Genomic DNA, 18,072 nt, shown 5'->3' on the forward strand with positions numbered 1-18,072 from the left:
ACTCCTGGACAAGCCAACGCTGTCTCCTCAGGGGAAACCTGTGGTGACGATACCGCAGTCGGTTGCCGCCGCATCACCATTAATCCGCACGCTGCTGCCGGGGAAAGTGTCAGGAAAGTCCCTCGATGGTGCCGAGTAGCACCATAACGGTGTATTTGACGCCGTAACGGGGACGACGATGGCCAGCGAGGAAGCGAACTTCGAGGCGCTCTACAGCGCGACAAGCCGCGCGCTACTGCACCAGATGTATGCGATGACCGGAAACATCGACGACGCACGAGAGTGCGTGCAAGAAGCCTACGTGCGGGCGTGGCAACACTGGCCTAAGGTGTCCCGTGCGGACGACCCCGCCGCGTGGCTGCGGACCGTCGCCTGGCGGATCGCAGCCAGCCGTTGGCGTAAGAGCCGCAACGGGCTTCGCGCGCTGGCCCGCAACGGCCAGTTCGAACATACCCAGCCGCCGTCGCTCGACCATGTCAGCCTGGTCACCGCGCTCCGCAAGATCCCGGAAGAACAGCGCCGGGCCATCGTTCTGCATCACCTGGTGGGGATGCCTGCCCGCGAGGTGGCCGAGGAGATCGGCGCCCCGGTGGGCACTGTCAAGGCCCGGTTGGCGCGGGGCCGCGCGGCCCTAGCCGTGCTGCTTAGGGAGGAGTTCGGCGACGAGCGTGGCGACGCGGCCGATACGGGCGCGAGTGTTCCCACGCAGCAATCCGTTCCGAAGCGGGCACGAGCACGCCGGCCACCGATGGGATCGGCGCGCCGTGCCGTGGTGAAACCAGCCGGGGTCCGTTCATCGGCCGCTGCGTGACCGGCCCAGGGCCAGAGGGTCTCGGTCTCGTTCAGTTATGGAGCCCGAAGTCGGATTCGAACCGACGACCTACCGCTTACAAGGCGGTTGCTCTGACCAACTGAGCTATTCGGGCGTGGGCGGCGTGCACCCGGGTGGGCGCGCATCCGCGTGGAGCCTGCTCCGGGAGAACGGTACCCGAGCAGGGCGGGTCTTCTCCAATCCGTTCCCCGTGCCCCGCCACTTCCGGTGATCGTGAGCGCGTTGCTGTCGCAGAATGACGACCACAACGCGCTCACGATCACCAGATCACGACAGAAACGCGCTCACGATCACGGGGAAGTGGGGGTCAGACGACGGCGCCGTAGTTCGGGTCCTCGCGGTCCCCGACGCCGGCCTTGGGCTTTTCCTCGCGTTCGGGCGCTGGGTACTTGGTCTCGAGCTCGACGGCCAGTGGTGTGGACGTGAAGTTGGACGAGTAGGTTCCGATCACGATGCCGATGATCAATGCGAAGGCGAAGTCCGACAGCGAGTCACCGCCCAGGAAGTACAACGCGATGAGTGGGAACAGGGTGCTCAACCCGGTGTTGAACGACCTGGGCAAAGTGTTCAGCACCGCAGAGTTGGCTACCCCGGCGAAGTTCTCTTCCGGTCTCCGGGTCCACATCTCGCGGATCCGGTCGAAGACCACCACGGAGTCGTTGACCGTATAACCGATGACGGTCAGGATCGCCGCCAGGAAGATCCCGTCGATCGGTTTGCCGAGCCAGGCGAACACGCCGACAACAACCACGACGTTCTGGAACAGCGCCGTGACCGCACCGGCGCTGAAGGTCCAGCGGAACCGGATCGCCAGATATGACAGTTGGGCGGCCAGCGCTATACCCAACGCGATCAGAGCGTTGCGCTGGAGCTCTGAGCCCAGACTGGGGCCGATGAGCTCGTCGCGGAGCATCTGCCCGCCATTGCCGAGTTCACTGATCGCGTCGATGATCTCGCGGGCTTCGGTGTCGCTCATCTCGACCGTGCGTACCGAGATGGCGTCCTCACCGGCGGCTCCGGACTCGTTGACGATCGCGGTGGGGAAGCCGAGCGCGGTGACGGCATCGCGGGCGTCGTCGATGTCGACCACCTCCGCGGGCTCGACCTCCACCAGGCGGCCGCCGGTGAACTCGATACCGAAGTTGAGCCCGCGCATCGCGATGCCGGCACCTGCCACGATGATCGCGATCAGGGAGGCGGCGAGCAGCCGGCGGGTGTGCTTCATGATGTCCGGGCTGCGCTCACGCAGCCATAGCCGGATGCGCCCGTGTTTCGCCAGACCGCTGATGGTGGGCCGGACCCGCACCCAGCGCTGACGGATCAGCCAGTCGGCCAGCGCCCGGCTGAGCACCAGGGCGGATAGCAGCGATGCCAGGACACCGATGGTCAGCGTGACACCGAAGCCTCGCACCGGCCCGGAGGCGAGGAAGAACAGCAGGATCGCCGCCAGCAACGTGGTGACGTTCGAGTCGGCGATGGCTGAGATGGCCTTCTTGAAGCCGCTGGGCACAGCGTTTCGCAGGCTCTTCACCTCGCCGTCGACATAGTCCTCTCGTGCTCTTTCGAAGATCAGCACGTTGGCGTCCACCGCCATACCGATGGCCAGCACGAATCCAGCCAGGCCAGGCAGGGTCAACGTGGCGCCGAGGGCGGTGAGTGCTCCGTAGGCCATCGCGGCGTATCCGATCAGGGCGCCGACGGCCATCAGACCGACCAACCGGTAGCTGACGATGATGAACAACGCCGTCAGGGAGATACCGATGGCCGCCGCCCAGGCGCTGGCCCGGATGGCCGCGTCACCGAGTGTCGGGCCGACGACGCGCTGTTCGATCACCTCGACCGGCAGCGGCAGCGCGCCACCCTCGATCAGCGCGGAAAGCTCTTCGGCGGACTCCCTGCTGAAATCGCCAGTGATGACCGATGTGCCGCCGCGGTGCCCGATGTCACAGGCTGCTCCGATGACTCGTGGTGAGGAGATGACTTCCTCATCGAGAACGATCGCGATCCGCCGCTGTGGGTCTCCCTCCGGAAAACAAGCGGCGTCGCCAGTCAAGTCGGCCCAGACATTGCCGCCCCGGCCGGTGAAGTTGATGTCGACGTACCAGCCGTCGAACTGCGCGATATCGAATTGGGCGCTGGCGCTGGACACTTCCTCACCGGTCATGGCGGAGGAGGCGATCACGATGGGGCCGCCGCGCTCGTCCTCGATCTCGATCCGCTCCGCGGTGGGGTCGAAATGGTCGTCGGTGACGCCGTTCTCAGCCGCGCCGTTGTCGGCATCGTCTTCGCTGGCGTCGTCGTCGGTGTTGGCGTCTTCGTCCGAGGCCTCGTCGCCGTCGTCTTCGACGGCCTCATCCTCTGCCTCCCCGTTGATCTGGCCGTAGCCCAGGACGGGATGGAACGTCAGCTGTGCGGTCTGGCCGAGTGCCTCCGAGGCCTCCGTGGGGTCCTCGAGACCAGGCAGTTCGACGATGATCCGGTTCTCACCGGAGCGGGACAGCGACGGCTCGGAGACACCCAGCGCGTCGACCCGGCGCCGCAGTACCTCGACGGCCCTGTCGGTGTTCTCGGAGTTGGCCTCGACATTGGGCGCGTCCTGGGCCTCGAGCGTGATCTGGGCGCCGCCCTCGAGGTCGAGTCCGAGGTTCGGTGAGGCCGTCATGGTGACCCAAGCGGAGGCTCCCAGCAGCAAGAAGGCGAGCACCACGCGCAGAACGCGGCTGCCTTCGGTGACAGAGCGGTCGCCTTTCTTGGCCGCCCGGTGCCGGAAGAGTGAGTACGCGGCCGCGCATGCGGCGACGACGGCGAGAACGAGATAGAACGCGGTCGTACCTTCCACAGGGAATCTCCATGGGATGCCACCCGGGTGAGCACAGGCGATGCGAGATGATCGCTACCGCTGGCTCCGGGCGTTGCTGGACAGGGCTAAGGCGTCTACTGCTGTCCAGTGACCGGTGGGCCACGATTGTGGTCGGTGGAGCGCGGCACCGACTGCGCGTCAGTCCGGCCGGGATCGCCCAGCAGCCCCTGCAGCGGGTAAAGGTCCAGCGGGTGCACCACGCTCCCAGCGGGAGTGTGCGCGGCGACGTCACGTTCGGGGGCTACCGTCGCTACCTTGGCGACCGGTTCGGCGAACTCGGCGATGCCGGCCAATGCGGCGGTGCTGGACGTCCCTTGGTAGGTCTCCGGAGAAAGCTCCCGGGCCGGCGTCGCCGATGCGGTGACGCCGCCGGTGATCACCATGAACAAGCCGGTCAGCAACACGGCGGGAATGGCGCGAGCGAGCAGTTGCAGCCGTCGAGAGGCGCGCGGATGGAGCACGGCGCTGAACCTCCCTAGCTCACGTTGGCGCCCTTCACCATACACCTCGGGCAGCCCACGCCACAGAGCCGTAGGTGGGGTGGCACGGACAGGTGCTGCGCCCAGGCACCCCACCTCCGCCTTCGAGGCCGGGACCACTCGGGGAACGAGCGATCCCGGCCTCGCGGGGCCGATCGGCGACGAGGGCAGCGGTCACCTGGTCGCCGAGACTCTGCGGTCTATCGGACCCTGATCAGCGGTGCGAAGTCGGCATCGGCGATCTCGCCGTTGCGCACCTGCACCTGGGTGACGGGCTTGCCGACGATGCCCTTGGGCAGGTCGATCTGGACCAGGTAGCGGCCGTCCGGCACATGCGCGAAGCCGAACCAGCCCGAACCGTCAGTGGTGCGTGTCAGCCGCTCCCCGCCGCCGGTCAACGGCCGGAGTCTCACCTCGACCTGGTCGAGCGCCTCTCCGCTCCGGGTGACGAGTGCGCCGGTGATGTGGCCGTCCTCAGGCGCGTCCTTCCAGGGCATGGACGGCACCGTGGCCGGATCTGCGAAGGGCGCGTCGGGTCCTTCGGTCAATGCCTCCGTGAGTGCGTCACGCTCGGCGTTCTTGACCGCCTGGTCAGAGCTACCGGCCGCGGTGAGGCTCGCGTTGGCGTACGAGTACCCGCTCCAGCCGACCACGGTGTTTCCGGCTTCGGTCGGAGTCAGTAGTTCGTGGACCTGCTCGAGGCTGTCCTCGATCTCGTTGAGATATAGCGCGGGACCAGAGACCGACTGCCGCTCGCCCTGCCAGTCGGCCAGGACCTCGTTCCACTCAGTGAACATCTGGGCCTGGTCGGGCATCCACTGGCGCTTGTAGTTCATGGCCACGACCGTGTCCATGATCCCTTCCTCCAGCCAGCCCTTCCAGTCCTGCAGGACCTCCGCATAAGTGCGGGTCTGTTCCCAGCCACCGACCGATTGCGGGCCGAAGCCGTAGGTGATGGCATCCATGGTCAGCCGTGCCGACGGGTCCACCTCCCACATGCCCAGATAGATCTTGCGCACGAGGTTGCTCACTTGATCGCGGCGCCAGTCGTTCCAGTCCTGATCGGAGGCGGCCGGCACGTCGTCGCGACCGGTGGCCTCTTGGAACCTTTGGACGGAGACCTCGTTGTAGCCCCAGTCGCTGTGCGTAGTGGAGGAGTTGAAGTCCGGGTAGCGGACGTAGTCGAGGTTGATGCCGTCGACGTCGTACTCGGTGACGATGCTCTGGATGGCCTCGACGATGTAGTCGACGGCGTCCGGGTGCCCAGGGTCGATGTAGGCGTTGTTGCCCTGGAACTCGGTGCCGTCCTCCTTCTTGTTCAGCCAGCGGTCCGCACCTTCGGCATCAGGACCGTGCTGATTGAAGACATGGTCCGGTGAGCTCGGCGGCGTGGCGAGGTTCCACATCGTGTTGACGTTGACCCAGGCGTGGACCTCGAGGCCGGCGGCGTGCGCCGCCTCGATGATCTCGTCCAGCGGATCGTACGGCGCGGGGTCGATGGCCGCGTCGGTGCGTGGGTAGAGGGCGCGGTTGCAGAAGCAGTCGTAACGCCGCGCGGTCTGGACGATGAGCGCGTTGGCGTTCACCGCCAGCGCGTCGTCGACGAGCTTCTCAACCTGGTCCGGGTTGTAGATTCCCGGATTGAAAGCGTCGACCCAGTAGCTACGCCACTGTTCAGGTGGGTCGTCAGGCTCTGCCGCGGACGACGGCGCGGCGATCGTGCCGATCAGCAAGCCGCTGATCGCTGCTCCTGCGGTAGCGAGCGCTCGAGGGGTTCGGAGTGATCGTGCCATGGAGGGAGCCTCCCAAGTGGACTAGACCAATATCCCGTCCACAGTGTGGACTATAGGGACCGGGTACGTCTAGAGCCAGCCGGAGAACGATTCGAATCGGGGCAACGGATCAGGCGGGCCTGCAAAACTTGAGTCAGCCTGGAAGAATGCGACCAGCTAACTTCGGAGGGCAACGTGGCAACGAAGTATCACTCGATCCGAGACAAGATTCTGGATCTCATCGCGGAGATGGACGTCGGCGATGCCCTTCCTCCGGAGCGCACGCTTGCGCCCGAATTCGGCGTCGCGAGGATGACGCTGCGCCGCGCGATCGAGGAGGTCGTGCGTGAGGGGCGGCTGAAACGCAAGCACGGGGCGGGCACCTTCGTTGCCGGTCCGAAGATCGCGCAGGGACTTGCCGTCACGTCGTTCTCCGAAGACATGCGCCAACGCGGCAACGTCCCATCCAGTCGCACACTGGACGCTGGCGAGCTCACGGCCAGCCCCAAGCTGGCCAAACGTCTCGAGATCTCCTCTGGAGAACTCGTGATGCGGGTGGTGCGGTTACGGCTGGCCGACGACGCTCCGATGGCTGTGGAGACGTTGCATGTGCCCGCACGGGTGGTGCCTGAGCTGGAAGGCGAGGCTCTGGACGACGCGTCGTTCTACGAGCTGCTGCACGAGCGGTACGGCATCGACCTGGCGGGCGGCGTGCAGACGATCGAAGCGACCGTGACCGACGAACGTGAGTCGGAGATCCTCGAAGTGCCGCTGCACTCGCCGGCTTTCCTCTTCGAACGAGTCTCGCGCGCCCGGGACGGCCAGGTTGTCGAGTTCGTCCGCTCGGTATACCGAGGAGACCGGTACCAATTCCGGGTGGAGCTGCAGCCCGCCCGGCCGGCTCGCACCGACGATCATCCGGCTGGTTCAGCTTAGAGGCCGCGCAGAATGGGAGTCGCCTGGCTCGCAGGCCCGGGCATCCTGGCTGGCGGCGTTGTCGTCAGTCGACGCACAAACCCAGTGCGACTCCCTCCGCCGCCTTGCCATCCAGGCGCCCGACCCCGCTCACTATCAGGCGCCCCATTCTGCGCGGCCTCTTAGAACCGGCGCCGTTGTTCACGCGGGTTCTCAGCCGTGCGGTAGCGCGGGACTGTGTCGGCCCGGCGAGGTCAGCGACGACCCGCTGACTCCTCCGTTGGTTCAGTTCGCTTGCGGTGCTTGCCGCCGGAACTGCGCTGCGGTGGCACTATCGGGTCATCGCGTTGAGGCATGGAGGTGGGACTTTCCTGCGTCTGCTCGGGCACCCCTGAGTGCGAATGCCAGTGCGGCGCCGGACGGTGTGTGTGTGGCTGTCCGCTAGGAGGTGGCGGAGGTGGCGGCGCAGCGTCGACCGGTTGATAGTCGAACGGGCCGGATTGGGCAGTGGACTCGTTGTCCGGCGGCGAGTAGGCGGCCGAAGAGGGCTCGTGTGATGCGTCTGGCTCGTCGTCGGACTCGGCGGACTGATCGTAGAGTTCGGTGCTCTGGTCCCTTAACTCCACCGGACGGGTGGTGTAGCTAGGCGAGTCCTCGCGCTGCGGTGCACGTCGAGCGCGCCTGCCTGGACTCGCTCCCAGCATCTCCATCGCCTCCTGAAGCCGATCGGTCGTGTCGTCGATCCACTGGACGCTGGTCGCGTCGCCGTGTCCGTGGATGGCGAGCACGTCGTCGATCGAATTCCACAGACTGGTCGCGGGATGCTCCGAGCACCACCGGAGTGCCACATGTCCGTCGGAGAACACCACACCGTACGCAACCACGCCGACGCCGGAGATGCCGGTGTAATCGACGTGTCGGACAAGGGCGAACCTGCGAGGGAACAAACGACCACCGTGGAAGAGAGTCGGGCGAGCTGATGAAAACGGCCGCCTGTACCCCCGTATCATTTGGCCTGTACGCTGCACATCTTGCTTGATGTGTGCTCAAGCTGTCACGGCGGCCTGCCGCGAGTGAGACTATTGATCTTGATTTGATGGCCTTTTCGTCAACTTTTGCCCGCTTTGCGGCCGCGTGAGAGCCCTCACAGTTTCGGCCCCACTGGTGCGTCCGGCACCATCGTGCGCCGGAATGACGCGTTACGGTTAGAGGCCGCGTGCAAGCGGGCGGTCCAGCTTTCGGACCGTTGGGTAGCGCCGACGACGAGGGAGCGTTCAAATGATGCAAGGGTCTGATCCAGCTCGGCCAGAGGTCGATCCAATGGTGCTCGATGCGGTGAAGACGGTGCGGGATAGGTTCGGCGCGGTCGGCTTGCGGCACTTGGTGACGTTGGCCAGAGACGAACTCGCCAGGGTGGAGCAGGCGGAGGCTCAACTCGGCTCCATCGACCAGACGGATCCAGTAGTCGAGCCCACCGCAGGGCCGCTGGATGTTGCGGACACGCAGGCGTGGCTGGCCTACACCGAACAGGATCCCGAAGAAGGCGAGCAAGGGCGCTCTTGACGCGTGCCCGAGCGGCTTTTAGACCGCTCGCAACGTGTCGAGGAAATTCTGAGCCCAGCGAGTGATGTCATTGCCGAGTACCCGTTCGCGGAGCAGTTTCATCCGCTGGGTGGCTTCGGCGGCGTCGAGTCGCATGGCGGCAAGCAGGGCGCGCTTCAGCCCGTCGATGTCGTGCGGGTTGACGAGGAACGCGCCGTCGCTCAGCTCATCCGCCGCTCCGGCGAATTCGGACAGCACCAGCGCTCCGCCCAGATCCGTCCGGGCAGCGACGTACTCCTTGGCCACGAGGTTCATGCCGTCACGCAGTGGCGTCACGACCATCACATCGGCCGCCCGGAGCAACGAGACCAGTTCGGCACGCTCGTAGGACGAATGTAAGTAGTGCACGGCCGGCTGGCCGATGGTGCCGTACTCGCCGTTCATCCTGCCGACCTGCAGTTCGATGTCGTCGCGTAACGTCTGGTACGCCTCGACCCGCTCCCGGCTGGGAGTAGCCACCTGGACCATGACGGCTTCGTCGGGAGTGACATCCGCTCCGGCCAAGAGCTCATCGAAGGCCTTGAGCCGGTGCCCGATTCCCTTCGTGTAGTCCAGCCGGTCGACACCGAGCAGGATGTGTTTCGGAGAGCCGACCTCCGATCTGATCCGATCGCTTCGGGCCTGGACATCGGGGTCGGACACGAGCTGGGTGATTTCGCTGACGTCGATGGAGATCGGGAAGGAACGGGCCAGCACGGTGCGGCCGTCGGCCGTGACGACTTGACGGTCGCCGGCGGTGGCATCGGTGTAGCGCTCGGCGAGGCCGATGAAGTTGTCAGCCGCCCCTTCGCGCTGGAAGCCGACCAGGTCCGCGCCGAGCAGGCCCTCGAGGATCTGCCGTCGCCATGGCAACTGGGCGAAGAGTTCCCCAGGCGGAAATGGAATGTGCAGGAAGAACCCGATCTTCAGGTCCGGCCGCAGCTGGCGCAGGATGTTCGGCACCAGTTGAAGCTGGTAGTCCTGGACGAACACGATGGCGCCGTGGTCCGCGACGTCGGCCGCGGCCCGGGCGAAACGTTCGTTGACCCGTCGGTACGCCTCCCACCACTCGCGGTGGTATTCCGGGGCCACGATCACGTCGTGATAAAGCGGCCACAGCGTCGCGTTGGAGAACCCCTCGTAGTACAGCGCGATCTCTTCCGCCGACAACGGCACCGCGATCAGATCCATCTCGTCAGTCGAGAAGGGCGCCGGCGCATCGTCACGGGATCCGGTCCAGCCGACCCACGCTCCATCGAAGGAGCGCATGACCGGCGCCAGTGCGGTGACCAAGCCGCCTGGGCTCCGTCTCCAGCTGGTGGGCCCGTCACGGGGCGTCACCCGGTCGACCGGGAGCCGATTGGCAACAACGACGAAGCTACTCTTTCCGATATCCACCACGTGGCCTCCTCGTCCGTTCTACGGTAGCTGGCCGTGACGCCGGTTGGGTGCTCGGGTGCCGCACTTCGGCCTTTCGGCGGTGTCGGAACATGGCTCGGAGCGGGCTTGTGCTTACCATGGCCCGCATGGAAGCTGTTGCCGACATGCCCATGAACGCCGCCTCGTCGGACGCGCTCGATCCACGGGAGCGTGAGATTCTCGAGTTCGAACGGCAGTGGTGGAAGTACGCCGGTTCGAAAGAACAGGTGATCCGGGAGCGCTTCGACATGACGGCCACCCGGTACTACCAGGTGCTCAACGCGCTGATCGATCGGCCGGAGGCGCTCGCGCACGACCCCATGCTCGTCAAGCGGCTGCGCCGGTTGAGGTCATCGCGTACACGTGCGCGATCCGCCCGTCGGCTTGCGGCTGAGGCGTGAAACCAAGCGCGCCGGGCACGCTTCACCGGAAGGCCTCCACTGGACGTCGGCCGTGACGATGAACCTGGTGCCCCGTGACACTGGCGAGCATTCGAGGTGACGTAGATGCCCGCCCGACGTAGGCTATACATCCCGTGACGATGCGCGAACGTCTTGACCGAGCCTGGCCGTCCCTGGTGGCGCTCCTGGGCACCGTTGGTGTCGTGCTCGTGTTGCTGTTCATCTTCGGTGACAACACCGGTGACGGTACGGGAGACGATCTCGGCGACATCGTGGTCGGTGACGATCCTGAGTTCGAAGAGGATCCCGCCGACGAGGACGACGAGCCTACGGGTGAACCGACCGATCCGGCCGACCCCGAGGCCGACGAGTCAGGTGAGGACGCCGGCGAATCCGGCGACGAGAACGAGAATGGTGAAGAGCCCGATCCCGAACCAACCACGGCGCCGCCGGAGCTGCGCTCGCCAGTGGGGATCGCCAACCAGACGGCTGTTCAGGGTCTCGAGCTGCGCGCCCAGGAGCGGCTGGAAGCCGGCGGCTGGGAGGTCGCGGCCACGAGTGGCTTTGAGGGAAATGTCCCTGCCACCACTGTGTACTACCCGCCGGGCATGGAAGAGCAGGCCCAGGCGCTGTCGCGGCAGTTCCCCGAGATAGGCAGGGTCGAGCCGACATTCGAGGGCGTGAACCAAACCCGGTTGGTTATCGTGCTGGTCGAGGACTACTCCGATGTCGTCGATGGATGACGCCGTCGCGGTTGTCCGGGAATCACTCCGGCCACGCCTGGCGCAAACACTTCTCGCTCTGGACTTCGACGGCGTACTGGCACCGATTGTCGAGCGGCCGCAGGATGCCAGGGCGCTGCCGGGTACAGCGGAGTTGCTGACCCAGATCAGCCCGCGGGTGGCCCAGGTGGCCATCGTGACCGGCCGGCCGGCGTCCGATGCCGTCCAACTGGGCGGATTGGCTGATGTGCCCGGGCTGGTTGTGTGCGGCCACTACGGGCTCGAACGCTGGATGGGCGGCCGGCTGGAGACGCCGAGCTCGGACAGCGCGGTGGACGAGGCAAGGGTTCGTGTCGCCGAACTGGTGGCGCAGCGGCCGGGAACCGCCATCGAGGACAAAGGCCACTCGGTGGCGGTGCACACCCGCCGTGCCCCCGATCCCGCCGCGAGTCTGGAAGACCTCCGGCCGCTGGTGTCCGCCATAGCTGAGGACACCGGCCTTCAGGTCACACCTGGCCGTTTCGTTCTTGAGCTACGTCCGCGAGGCGCCGACAAAGGTGTGGCGGTGCGACAGCTCGCGGCTGAAGCAGGTGCCGCGGCCGTCGTCTACGGCGGCGACGACCTGGGTGATCTTCCGGCCATTGAGGCGGTCCGTGCTCTCGAGGCTGACGGCATGCTGGGTGTGATCATCTGCAGCGATGGCACCGAGGTAGCAACCGAGCTGCGGGAGGCGGCGGATCTCGTGGTTCCGGGCCCAGAAGGTGTCCAGCGCGCCCTGCGCTCACTGTTGCTGTAACCGGCATAACGGCTGGGCAGTCGTCCGGCGCAGCTAAGCCATCCACCATGTAAGACACTTTTGTCTCACATGGTGAACAGTTCTGCGAGACCCCGTTACACACCACGTACGCTTCTGGGCAGTACTCATCCAGAGGGGGCAGAGGGACCGGCCCGGTGAAGCCCCGGCAACCACCCGCAATCCGGCGGGTTAGGTGCCAAGTCCGGCCCGCTGACCATGCGGGAAAGATGAGGAGGTATCTCCGAGATCATGACCATCACCGAGACGCCCGTCGCCGGAAAGGCCCGTGCGGACGGCCCTGATCTGGGCCGAGCCACCCACCTTTCATGTCGTGAGTGTGCGGCGACAGTTGAGCTGGGCCCGCATTACGCGTGTATGGAGTGCTTCGGGCCGCTGGAAGTTGCCTACAACTACGGCACCGTGACGCGCGAGCGAATTGAATCCGGACCAAAGTCGATCTGGCGGTACCGGGATCTGCTACCCGTGCCGGAAAACGTGGCGAGCATCCCGAACACCGAGCCGGGCTTCACGCCACTCTTGCGAGCTGACAATCTCGGGCGTGAGCTCGGCCTGAAGGCGCTCTGGGTGAAGAACGACGCCGCCAATCCCACCCACTCCTTCAAGGACAGGGTCGTGGCCGTGGCGCTGGCCGCAGCGCGTGAGCTGGGCTTCACGGTGCTCGCCTGTCCGTCCACCGGAAACCTGGCGAACGCCGTTGCTGCCGCCGCTGCCCGCGCCGGGATCCGCAGCTTTGTGTTCATTCCGAGCGACCTCGAGCAGCAGAAGGTCATCACCAGCGCCGTTTACGGCACCACTCTCGTGGCGGTTGAGGGCAACTACGACGACGTCAATCGGCTTGCGTCGGAGCTGGCCGGTCAGCACGAAGACTGGGCGTTCGTGAACGTCAACGTCCGTCCGTACTACGCCGAGGGGTCGAAGACGCTCGGATATGAGACCGCCGAGCAGCTGGGTTGGCGCTTGCCGCAGCAGGTCGTCATCCCGGTGGCCAGCGGGGCGCAGCTGGTCAAGGTCGACAAAGCTTTCCACGAGTTGGTGAAACTCGGCCTGGTCGAGGGCGAGCAACCGGCCATCTTCGGCGCGCAGGCCACCGGATGCTCGCCGGTCTCGACGGCATTCCGCGAGGGCCACGACGTCGTCCGGCCCGTTCGGCCCGACACCATCGCGAAATCGCTGGCGATCGGCAATCCTGCCGACGGTCCGTACGTCCTGGACGTGAGCCGGCGCACCGGCGGAGCTGTCGCCGATGTCTCCGACGACGAGGTCGTGGAGGGTATTCGCCTGCTGGCGCGCACCGAAGGGATCTTCGCCGAGACCGCGGGTGGTGTCACCGTCGCGGTCCTCGCCAAGCTGCTGCGCGAGGGCAAACTCGACCCGGACGCCGAAACGGTTATCTTCAATACCGGAGAGGGCTTGAAGACCCTCGACGCGGTCGCGCCCGTGGTCGGGCCGGCCGGCACCATCGCACCGACTACCGAGGCGTTCCACACCCTCGTCCCGGAGGCATAGAGAGAGCCATGAGTGTTGCTGTTCGAGTCCCCACGATTCTGCGTACCTACACGAAGGGTGAGGCAGACGTCTCTGTCGACGTGGCAGATGATGCCGTGCTGGCCGATGTGGTCGAGGCCCTCGATGCCGCTTACCCGGGAATCAAGGCGCGGATTCTCGACGACACGGGGGAGATCCGGCGTTTCGTCAACGTCTATGTCAATGACGATGACGTGCGCTTCGCTTCGGGGCTGAAGACGCCGACGCCGTCCGGGACCAAGGTCGCCGTTATTCCTGCCGTCGCCGGCGGCTGACGCGCTCCTGAATGATCATGTTTGGTAGGTCTTCTCGGGCCTCACCATGCCTGCGGGCCTGATGACGCGCGAGAAAACCCACCAAACGTGATCATTTTGCGTTGGTGGGTGGGAGTGTTGGGCGGCGGTCCGCGCTCGGTTAGCCGACCGTCACTCGGTTGATCTCGAAGGTCTCCTCAACCCAGGGAAAGACCCAGAAGAACAACGCAGCCATGATTCCGACGATCAAGATAAGAAAGGTCACCAGGCGAACCGGCCAGGGGCCGGGTAGGTGACGCCACACCCACGCGTACATATCTGTCTATCGCTCCTCAGCGTCGACCAGGACTCCGCTGGCGTACATCCGGTGGGATGATCCCCATCGAGGCCAGCAGGTGGTCAACGTCAGGCGGGCTTCGGTTGGTTCCGTACTGCGGGGCTCGCCCGGTACTGGGTCGACGACCCAGCTGTCACGAATCCCGATTTTGTTGCCGTCCGGGTGCCCGTTGGGTGCGGTGTCGAGCTCGTAGCGGTAGATGCCTTTGGCGGTCTCGATCTCGATGATGTCGCCTTCGTGTAGCTCGGGGAACTTGGCGAACGGCTCGCCGTGCCCGGAGCGGTGGGCAGCAATGGCGAAGTTTCCGAGCTCTCCCGGGTGGGCGTTGTCCGGATACCGTCCGGGCCCGTTCTTCAGATCTTCATCCTCGACGCCCTCGACGACGATCCGTTCCCAGTTCTCCCCGAAACGTTCGATGCGCAGGATGCCATAGGCGTCGCCGAGCTCGAGGCCGTCGTAAACCTCTTCGGCTTCGTCCTCGGTATCGATCTGCAACTCGAACTGATTGCGGAGATCGTTCTGCGCAGCCGCCGTCTGGAGCCCGGTGCCCCAGAGCGTGTACGCGACAAAGAGCAGGACGACAACGCCGGCGGTCAGCATGAGCTCCCCCAGCGCGCCAGCGATGACAGCTACGGGGCTGCGTTTCGGTGCGCGTCGGCGCCCCCGCCGTGCCTTGCGATGCATGGCATGAGCTTAACCCGGGAGACGCATCTTGATTAAACCCACTGATCGACAACGCACCGGAGAATGCGATCATTCTTGGTTCGCCTGCCGTGGCGCCGCGGCGCAAGCCGGGACAGATCGCTGAAATCGGGCGCTCGGCGTTGGAAGATCCGGAATCTTCCCGGATGGGGATGGACGATATGGCGAAATCTGCTAGCGTCCCCTGGGCGGCTAGTAGCACTATCGGCTAGCTCCATACCGGATCGATAGTCCACCCGGGGAGATAAGAACCAGTGAAAAGCACCCATCGCAGACGGTGGGCGGCGGCGGTAGCCGTGACAGGTGCCGGAGCTCTGGCACTTGGCGGTTCCGCGTTGCCCGCTGTCGCAATTGAGACGCAGCCCGCACACGTCGAGGACGACGCGAAGGAGTTCGGCTTCCTCGCCTCCCTGGTTGAGCCACTCGTCAGTGGGCCGGAGGCTCTCGATCAACTGGCTGAGTCCGCGCTCGCTTCGGTAGCGGACCGAGCCGGTCTGACGGTCGAGCGCCTGACCAGCTACCTGGAGCAGGATCTGGCGAGGGTTTCGCCCAACGGCTTCGTGACGTTCGTCGACGAGTGGGAGGTAACCGGCCACGATCACACGCTGGAACTCGACCAGGCGTCCGAGGTTCCCGGTGATCCGGTCAACGGCTCACGCCCGGACGCTTCCCACACACTCTTCATCGACTTCGACGGTCACACCATCGAGAACACGGAGTGGAACAAGGCCTACGAGGTCGACACCATCGAAATCGGCGCCTACGACGTCGACGACGATTTCAAGTACGTCGTATGGGAGCGCATCGCGCAGGACTACGCGCCGTTCGACGTCAACGTGACCATTTCCGACCCTGGTCCGGACGCGTTGTTCAAGTCCAGCGCGGACGACAACTCGTACGGGTCGCACCTGCTGGTTGTGCCGGACAGCAGCGTCCTTCCGCCGGCTTTGCAAGGCACAGGCGGCTGGGCGTTCGTCGGCGGTTTCGGCTCGGAGTACTTGAGCCCGGCTTTCGTGATGGCGGACGTCCTGCAGGACAACGCGGCGTACATCGCCGACGCCGGTAGCCACGAGGTCGGCCACAACCTGGGCCTCGACCACCACGGCATCGCCGGCGAAGAGTATTACTACGAAGACACACCGGCCGCGCCGGATGCACTCTGGGGCCCCATCATGGGCGCCGCGTACACCGTGCCGCTGAGCACCTGGTCCGACGGTGGCTACGCCGATGCCACGAACCCGGGTCAGGATGACATCGCGACCATTCTCGACCGAGACAGCGCGGACCATTTCGCCACCGGCTTGGTGGACGAGAACGGCGACCCATGGACCAGCGGAATCTGTCCCTACCTGGACGGCCGGCTGGACGAGGACTTCGACGGCACCCTTCGCCCGGAGCACGAAGTCTTCGAGCCGGACGCCCAGAACGAGTGCGCGTTCCAGCAGAGCGGGCACGACGGCGCTCCGCTGACGGTTCTCTGGGAGTACGTGGACCGGACCGACCGCGCGTCGGACCCCCACGGTGACGACCCCAGCGACGCCACCAGCCTCGATAACTCCACGGGTGAGTTCGCCGAGGACGGCGTGATCGTCAGCGACGGCGATGTCGACGTCTTCTCGGTGCTCACCGATGGCGGCGACTTCACCGCCACGGCGTCCCCGGTCGGAATCGGCGCCAACCTCGACGTCAAGCTGTCGCTGCTCGACGGTGAGGGCAACGTGCTCGACGAGGTAGAGCAGGAAACGACCGTCGACCCACTCGGTTACCCGGGCGACCCGGCGGCGCTGGGCCTGGACGCCACGATCGACGCGGAGCTCGAAGCCGGGGTCTACTACGTCCAGGTCGAAGGCCGTGGCCAAGGCGACCCTGGCGATAACACGCCGTCCGACGGCTCGGGTTACACCGACTACAGCAGCCTCGGTTTCTACGAGCTGACCGGTGCGGCCGAGCCGTTCGAGGCCGACCCCGTCGTCATCACGTCGCCGGAGGACGGTGCCGAAGTCGAGGCCGATGACCTCGAGGTCACCGGTAACGCCGAGGCCGAGGCCACGGTCACGCTGACCATCGACGGCGAGACGGTCGGTTCGGTCGACGTCGATGCCGAAGGTGCGTGGAGCACCACACTCGATGACAGCCTCCCGTACGGTGAGTCCACCATCACCGCTCAGCAGACGGTCGGCACCATCGAGGTTCCGGAGACCGACTCGGTCACCGTGACCGTGCCGCTGGAGGCTCCGGTCATCGTCAAGCCTGAGGAGGGTGACACGGCCGCGACCCCCACGCCGACGTTCAGCGGGACCGGAATCGCCGGTGCTACGGTCACGATCACCATCGAGTGCGACGGTGAACTCGTGGGCGAGACTGAGGTCGACGACGAAGGCGACTGGGCCTTCACACCGGACGAGGGCCTGCCCAACGGCGACTGCACTGTTGTCGCGGTGCAGTCCGTCGGTGACACCGTGTCGCCGAGCAGCGATGTGGTGAACTTCAGCGTCAACGTCGACGAGCCCGGTGACGAGGACGGCACCGAAGACGGGACCGAGGACGGGACCGACGATGGCACCGAGGAAGGCGACGAGGACGGCGACGACCTGCCGGACACCGGTTCGGGCAACCAGCTCGGACTTATCGCCGGCCTGGTGCTGCTGGCCGCAGGTGGCGCTCTGTACGCCCGGACTCGTCGGGCTGTTGTGTAGGTAAGGGGGCCATCAGCTCCTAGGACACAGATGCTGACCGGCTGGGGCGCGGAGACGATCGTCTCCGCGCCCCAGTTGCGTGTGGCCGGCAGGCGAACCCGGCTGTGCGCCGAACCTGCCGGAACCCGAGGCCGGTCGGTTACGTCCCATTCGTAGTAGAAGGTAATGAACTTCGATAGAGAGGCGGCCAACGTGACCGTTAACTCGGAGCGCCGCAAGCTGATCGCGGTGGTGGCCGTTGCGGCAGCCGCGGTGGTGATCGTGGCGGCCGGTGCGGCAGCCCTTGGGTGGCTAGCGGATCGGGACGATGAGACGGTTGTCACCCAGGAGCCTGGCGACGGTGAGGACAACACGGATACTGACGGCGATCCCACCGATGACGCGGGCACACAGGACGACGCCGGCACCCAAGACGACCCGGGTACGGATGAGGACGTTGCCGAGGACGACGTGACCGAGGGAATGACGCCCACGGGTGGCGATCTCCTGCCTGAGCCGATGGCTGGACAGGAAGCGATCGATGCGCTGGGTGACGACCTCGAGGCCGTGGCCGCGCTCAACAACCGCGACGTGGACGAGCTGCGGGAGCTGTTATTGCGCGATCAGACGCTGCATGTCAGCCCGAGCGGGTTCCTGTTCTACATCGATACCGCTACCCCGAACCTTCCCGACGATGACTAGCATCGGCCCGGCTCCCGCCAACTCAAATGATCATGTTTGGTAGGTTCTTACGTGCGTTACCAGGTTTACAGACCTGGTAA

16 protein-coding genes, 1 tRNA gene and 1 riboswitch are annotated in these 18,072 nt (G+C 65.6%); of the genes, 10 read left to right on the forward strand and 7 right to left on the reverse strand.

The features are described from left to right. Nucleotides 1-178: 178 nt before the first annotated feature. Nucleotides 179-811, forward strand: coding sequence for an RNA polymerase sigma factor (locus F7O44_RS13910; RefSeq protein ID WP_162450846.1), 633 nt, complete (start codon nucleotides 179-181; stop codon nucleotides 809-811). A 38-nt stretch (nucleotides 812-849) separates the two neighbouring features. Here F7O44_RS13910 and F7O44_RS13915 read toward each other — a convergent pair. The 4 genes from F7O44_RS13915 to F7O44_RS13930 all read right to left on the reverse strand — a co-directional run bounded on the left by F7O44_RS13915 (nucleotide 850) and on the right by F7O44_RS13930 (nucleotide 5,964). Next, nucleotides 850-926, reverse strand: a tRNA-Thr gene (locus F7O44_RS13915). 213 nt (nucleotides 927-1,139) lie between these two features. Next, nucleotides 1,140-3,536 (reverse strand): protein translocase subunit SecD, encoded by a 2,397-nt coding sequence (gene secD, locus F7O44_RS13920; protein ID WP_425501392.1) that lies wholly within the window; start codon nucleotides 3,534-3,536, stop codon nucleotides 1,140-1,142. A 230-nt stretch (nucleotides 3,537-3,766) separates the two neighbouring features. Continuing rightward, nucleotides 3,767-4,153, reverse strand: coding sequence for a hypothetical protein (locus F7O44_RS13925; RefSeq protein ID WP_162450847.1), 387 nt, complete (start codon nucleotides 4,151-4,153; stop codon nucleotides 3,767-3,769). Nucleotides 4,154-4,371: 218 nt separating this feature from the next. Further along, the gene (locus F7O44_RS13930; protein WP_162450848.1) at nucleotides 4,372-5,964 is read right to left on the reverse strand and encodes a family 10 glycosylhydrolase; all 1,593 of its coding nucleotides are present in this window, start codon (nucleotides 5,962-5,964) and stop codon (nucleotides 4,372-4,374) included. Nucleotides 5,965-6,138: 174 nt separating this feature from the next. Here F7O44_RS13930 and F7O44_RS13935 point away from each other — a divergent pair, with 174 nt between their 5' ends. Continuing rightward, on the forward strand, nucleotides 6,139-6,879 hold the full coding sequence (locus tag F7O44_RS13935) for a GntR family transcriptional regulator (RefSeq protein ID WP_222851349.1): 741 nt from the start codon (nucleotides 6,139-6,141) through the stop codon (nucleotides 6,877-6,879). A 233-nt stretch (nucleotides 6,880-7,112) separates the two neighbouring features. Here F7O44_RS13935 and F7O44_RS29430 read toward each other — a convergent pair whose 3' ends face one another. Beyond that, nucleotides 7,113-7,805, reverse strand: coding sequence for a hypothetical protein (locus tag F7O44_RS29430; RefSeq protein ID WP_187361319.1), 693 nt, complete (start codon nucleotides 7,803-7,805; stop codon nucleotides 7,113-7,115). Between the two features lie 331 nt (nucleotides 7,806-8,136). On the opposite strand from F7O44_RS29430, the gene F7O44_RS13945 reads away from it, so the two are divergent. Beyond that, nucleotides 8,137-8,421, forward strand: coding sequence for a hypothetical protein (locus tag F7O44_RS13945; protein ID WP_162450849.1), 285 nt, complete (start codon nucleotides 8,137-8,139; stop codon nucleotides 8,419-8,421). 18 nt (nucleotides 8,422-8,439) lie between these two features. Here the strand turns inward: F7O44_RS13945 and F7O44_RS13950 are convergent, their stop codons facing one another. Further along, nucleotides 8,440-9,837, reverse strand: coding sequence for a trehalose-6-phosphate synthase (locus tag F7O44_RS13950; RefSeq protein ID WP_162451042.1), 1,398 nt, complete (start codon nucleotides 9,835-9,837; stop codon nucleotides 8,440-8,442). 119 nt (nucleotides 9,838-9,956) lie between these two features. Between F7O44_RS13950 and F7O44_RS13955 the strand changes: the two genes are divergently transcribed. From F7O44_RS13955 to F7O44_RS13975, 5 genes are all read left to right on the forward strand, one after another. After that, complete coding sequence (locus F7O44_RS13955) at nucleotides 9,957-10,259, forward strand: DUF3263 domain-containing protein (RefSeq protein WP_162450850.1); 303 nt, start codon at nucleotides 9,957-9,959, stop codon at nucleotides 10,257-10,259. Nucleotides 10,260-10,399: 140 nt separating this feature from the next. Continuing rightward, the gene (locus tag F7O44_RS13960) at nucleotides 10,400-11,002 is read left to right on the forward strand and encodes a LytR C-terminal domain-containing protein (RefSeq protein WP_162450851.1); all 603 of its coding nucleotides are present in this window, start codon (nucleotides 10,400-10,402) and stop codon (nucleotides 11,000-11,002) included. Continuing rightward, a complete protein-coding gene (gene otsB, locus F7O44_RS13965) occupies nucleotides 10,986-11,777 on the forward strand; it encodes a trehalose-phosphatase (protein ID WP_162450852.1) in 792 nt (263 codons plus the stop codon). Before F7O44_RS13960 ends, otsB begins: the two co-directional genes overlap by 17 nt. 122 nt (nucleotides 11,778-11,899) lie before the next feature. Further along, nucleotides 11,900-12,011: riboswitch (SAM riboswitch) on the forward strand. Nucleotides 12,012-12,026: 15 nt separating this feature from the next. Further along, the gene (thrC, locus tag F7O44_RS13970; protein WP_162450853.1) at nucleotides 12,027-13,304 is read left to right on the forward strand and encodes a threonine synthase; all 1,278 of its coding nucleotides are present in this window, start codon (nucleotides 12,027-12,029) and stop codon (nucleotides 13,302-13,304) included. Nucleotides 13,305-13,312: 8 nt separating this feature from the next. After that, nucleotides 13,313-13,597 (forward strand): ubiquitin-like small modifier protein 1, encoded by a 285-nt coding sequence (locus F7O44_RS13975; protein WP_162450854.1) that lies wholly within the window; start codon nucleotides 13,313-13,315, stop codon nucleotides 13,595-13,597. Nucleotides 13,598-13,898: 301 nt separating this feature from the next. Here the strand turns inward: F7O44_RS13975 and F7O44_RS13980 are convergent, their stop codons facing one another. Continuing rightward, the gene (locus tag F7O44_RS13980; RefSeq protein WP_162450855.1) at nucleotides 13,899-14,597 is read right to left on the reverse strand and encodes a class E sortase; all 699 of its coding nucleotides are present in this window, start codon (nucleotides 14,595-14,597) and stop codon (nucleotides 13,899-13,901) included. A gap of 272 nt (nucleotides 14,598-14,869) precedes the next feature. Here F7O44_RS13980 and F7O44_RS31845 point away from each other — a divergent pair, with 272 nt between their 5' ends. Continuing rightward, complete coding sequence (locus F7O44_RS31845; RefSeq protein ID WP_162450856.1) at nucleotides 14,870-17,311, forward strand: Ig-like domain-containing protein; 2,442 nt, start codon at nucleotides 14,870-14,872, stop codon at nucleotides 17,309-17,311. 192 nt (nucleotides 17,312-17,503) lie between these two features. Beyond that, on the forward strand, nucleotides 17,504-17,992 hold the full coding sequence (locus F7O44_RS13990) for a hypothetical protein (RefSeq protein ID WP_162450857.1): 489 nt from the start codon (nucleotides 17,504-17,506) through the stop codon (nucleotides 17,990-17,992). The last annotated feature ends 80 nt before the right edge of the window (nucleotides 17,993-18,072 follow it).

Source organism: Phytoactinopolyspora mesophila, assembly GCF_010122465.1.
In the GTDB taxonomy this organism is placed as follows: domain Bacteria; phylum Actinomycetota; class Actinomycetes; order Jiangellales; family Jiangellaceae; genus Phytoactinopolyspora; species Phytoactinopolyspora mesophila.

Excerpts from the sequence above, each read along its gene's own strand:
- F7O44_RS13910 (WP_162450846.1), top strand. The coding sequence starts at position 179 with ATGGCCAGCGAGGAAGCGAACTTCGAGGCGCTCTACAGCGCGACAAGC.
- F7O44_RS13930 (WP_162450848.1), bottom strand. The coding sequence starts at position 5,964 with ATGGCACGATCACTCCGAACCCCTCGAGCGCTCGCTACCGCAGGAGCA.
- F7O44_RS13945 (WP_162450849.1), top strand. The coding sequence starts at position 8,137 with ATGATGCAAGGGTCTGATCCAGCTCGGCCAGAGGTCGATCCAATGGTG.
- F7O44_RS13955 (WP_162450850.1), top strand. The coding sequence starts at position 9,957 with ATGGCCCGCATGGAAGCTGTTGCCGACATGCCCATGAACGCCGCCTCG.
- F7O44_RS13960 (WP_162450851.1), top strand. The coding sequence starts at position 10,400 with ATGCGCGAACGTCTTGACCGAGCCTGGCCGTCCCTGGTGGCGCTCCTG.
- otsB (WP_162450852.1), top strand. The coding sequence starts at position 10,986 with ATGTCGTCGATGGATGACGCCGTCGCGGTTGTCCGGGAATCACTCCGG.
- thrC (WP_162450853.1), top strand. The coding sequence starts at position 12,027 with ATGACCATCACCGAGACGCCCGTCGCCGGAAAGGCCCGTGCGGACGGC.
- F7O44_RS13975 (WP_162450854.1), top strand. The coding sequence starts at position 13,313 with ATGAGTGTTGCTGTTCGAGTCCCCACGATTCTGCGTACCTACACGAAG.
- F7O44_RS13980 (WP_162450855.1), bottom strand. The coding sequence starts at position 14,597 with ATGCATCGCAAGGCACGGCGGGGGCGCCGACGCGCACCGAAACGCAGC.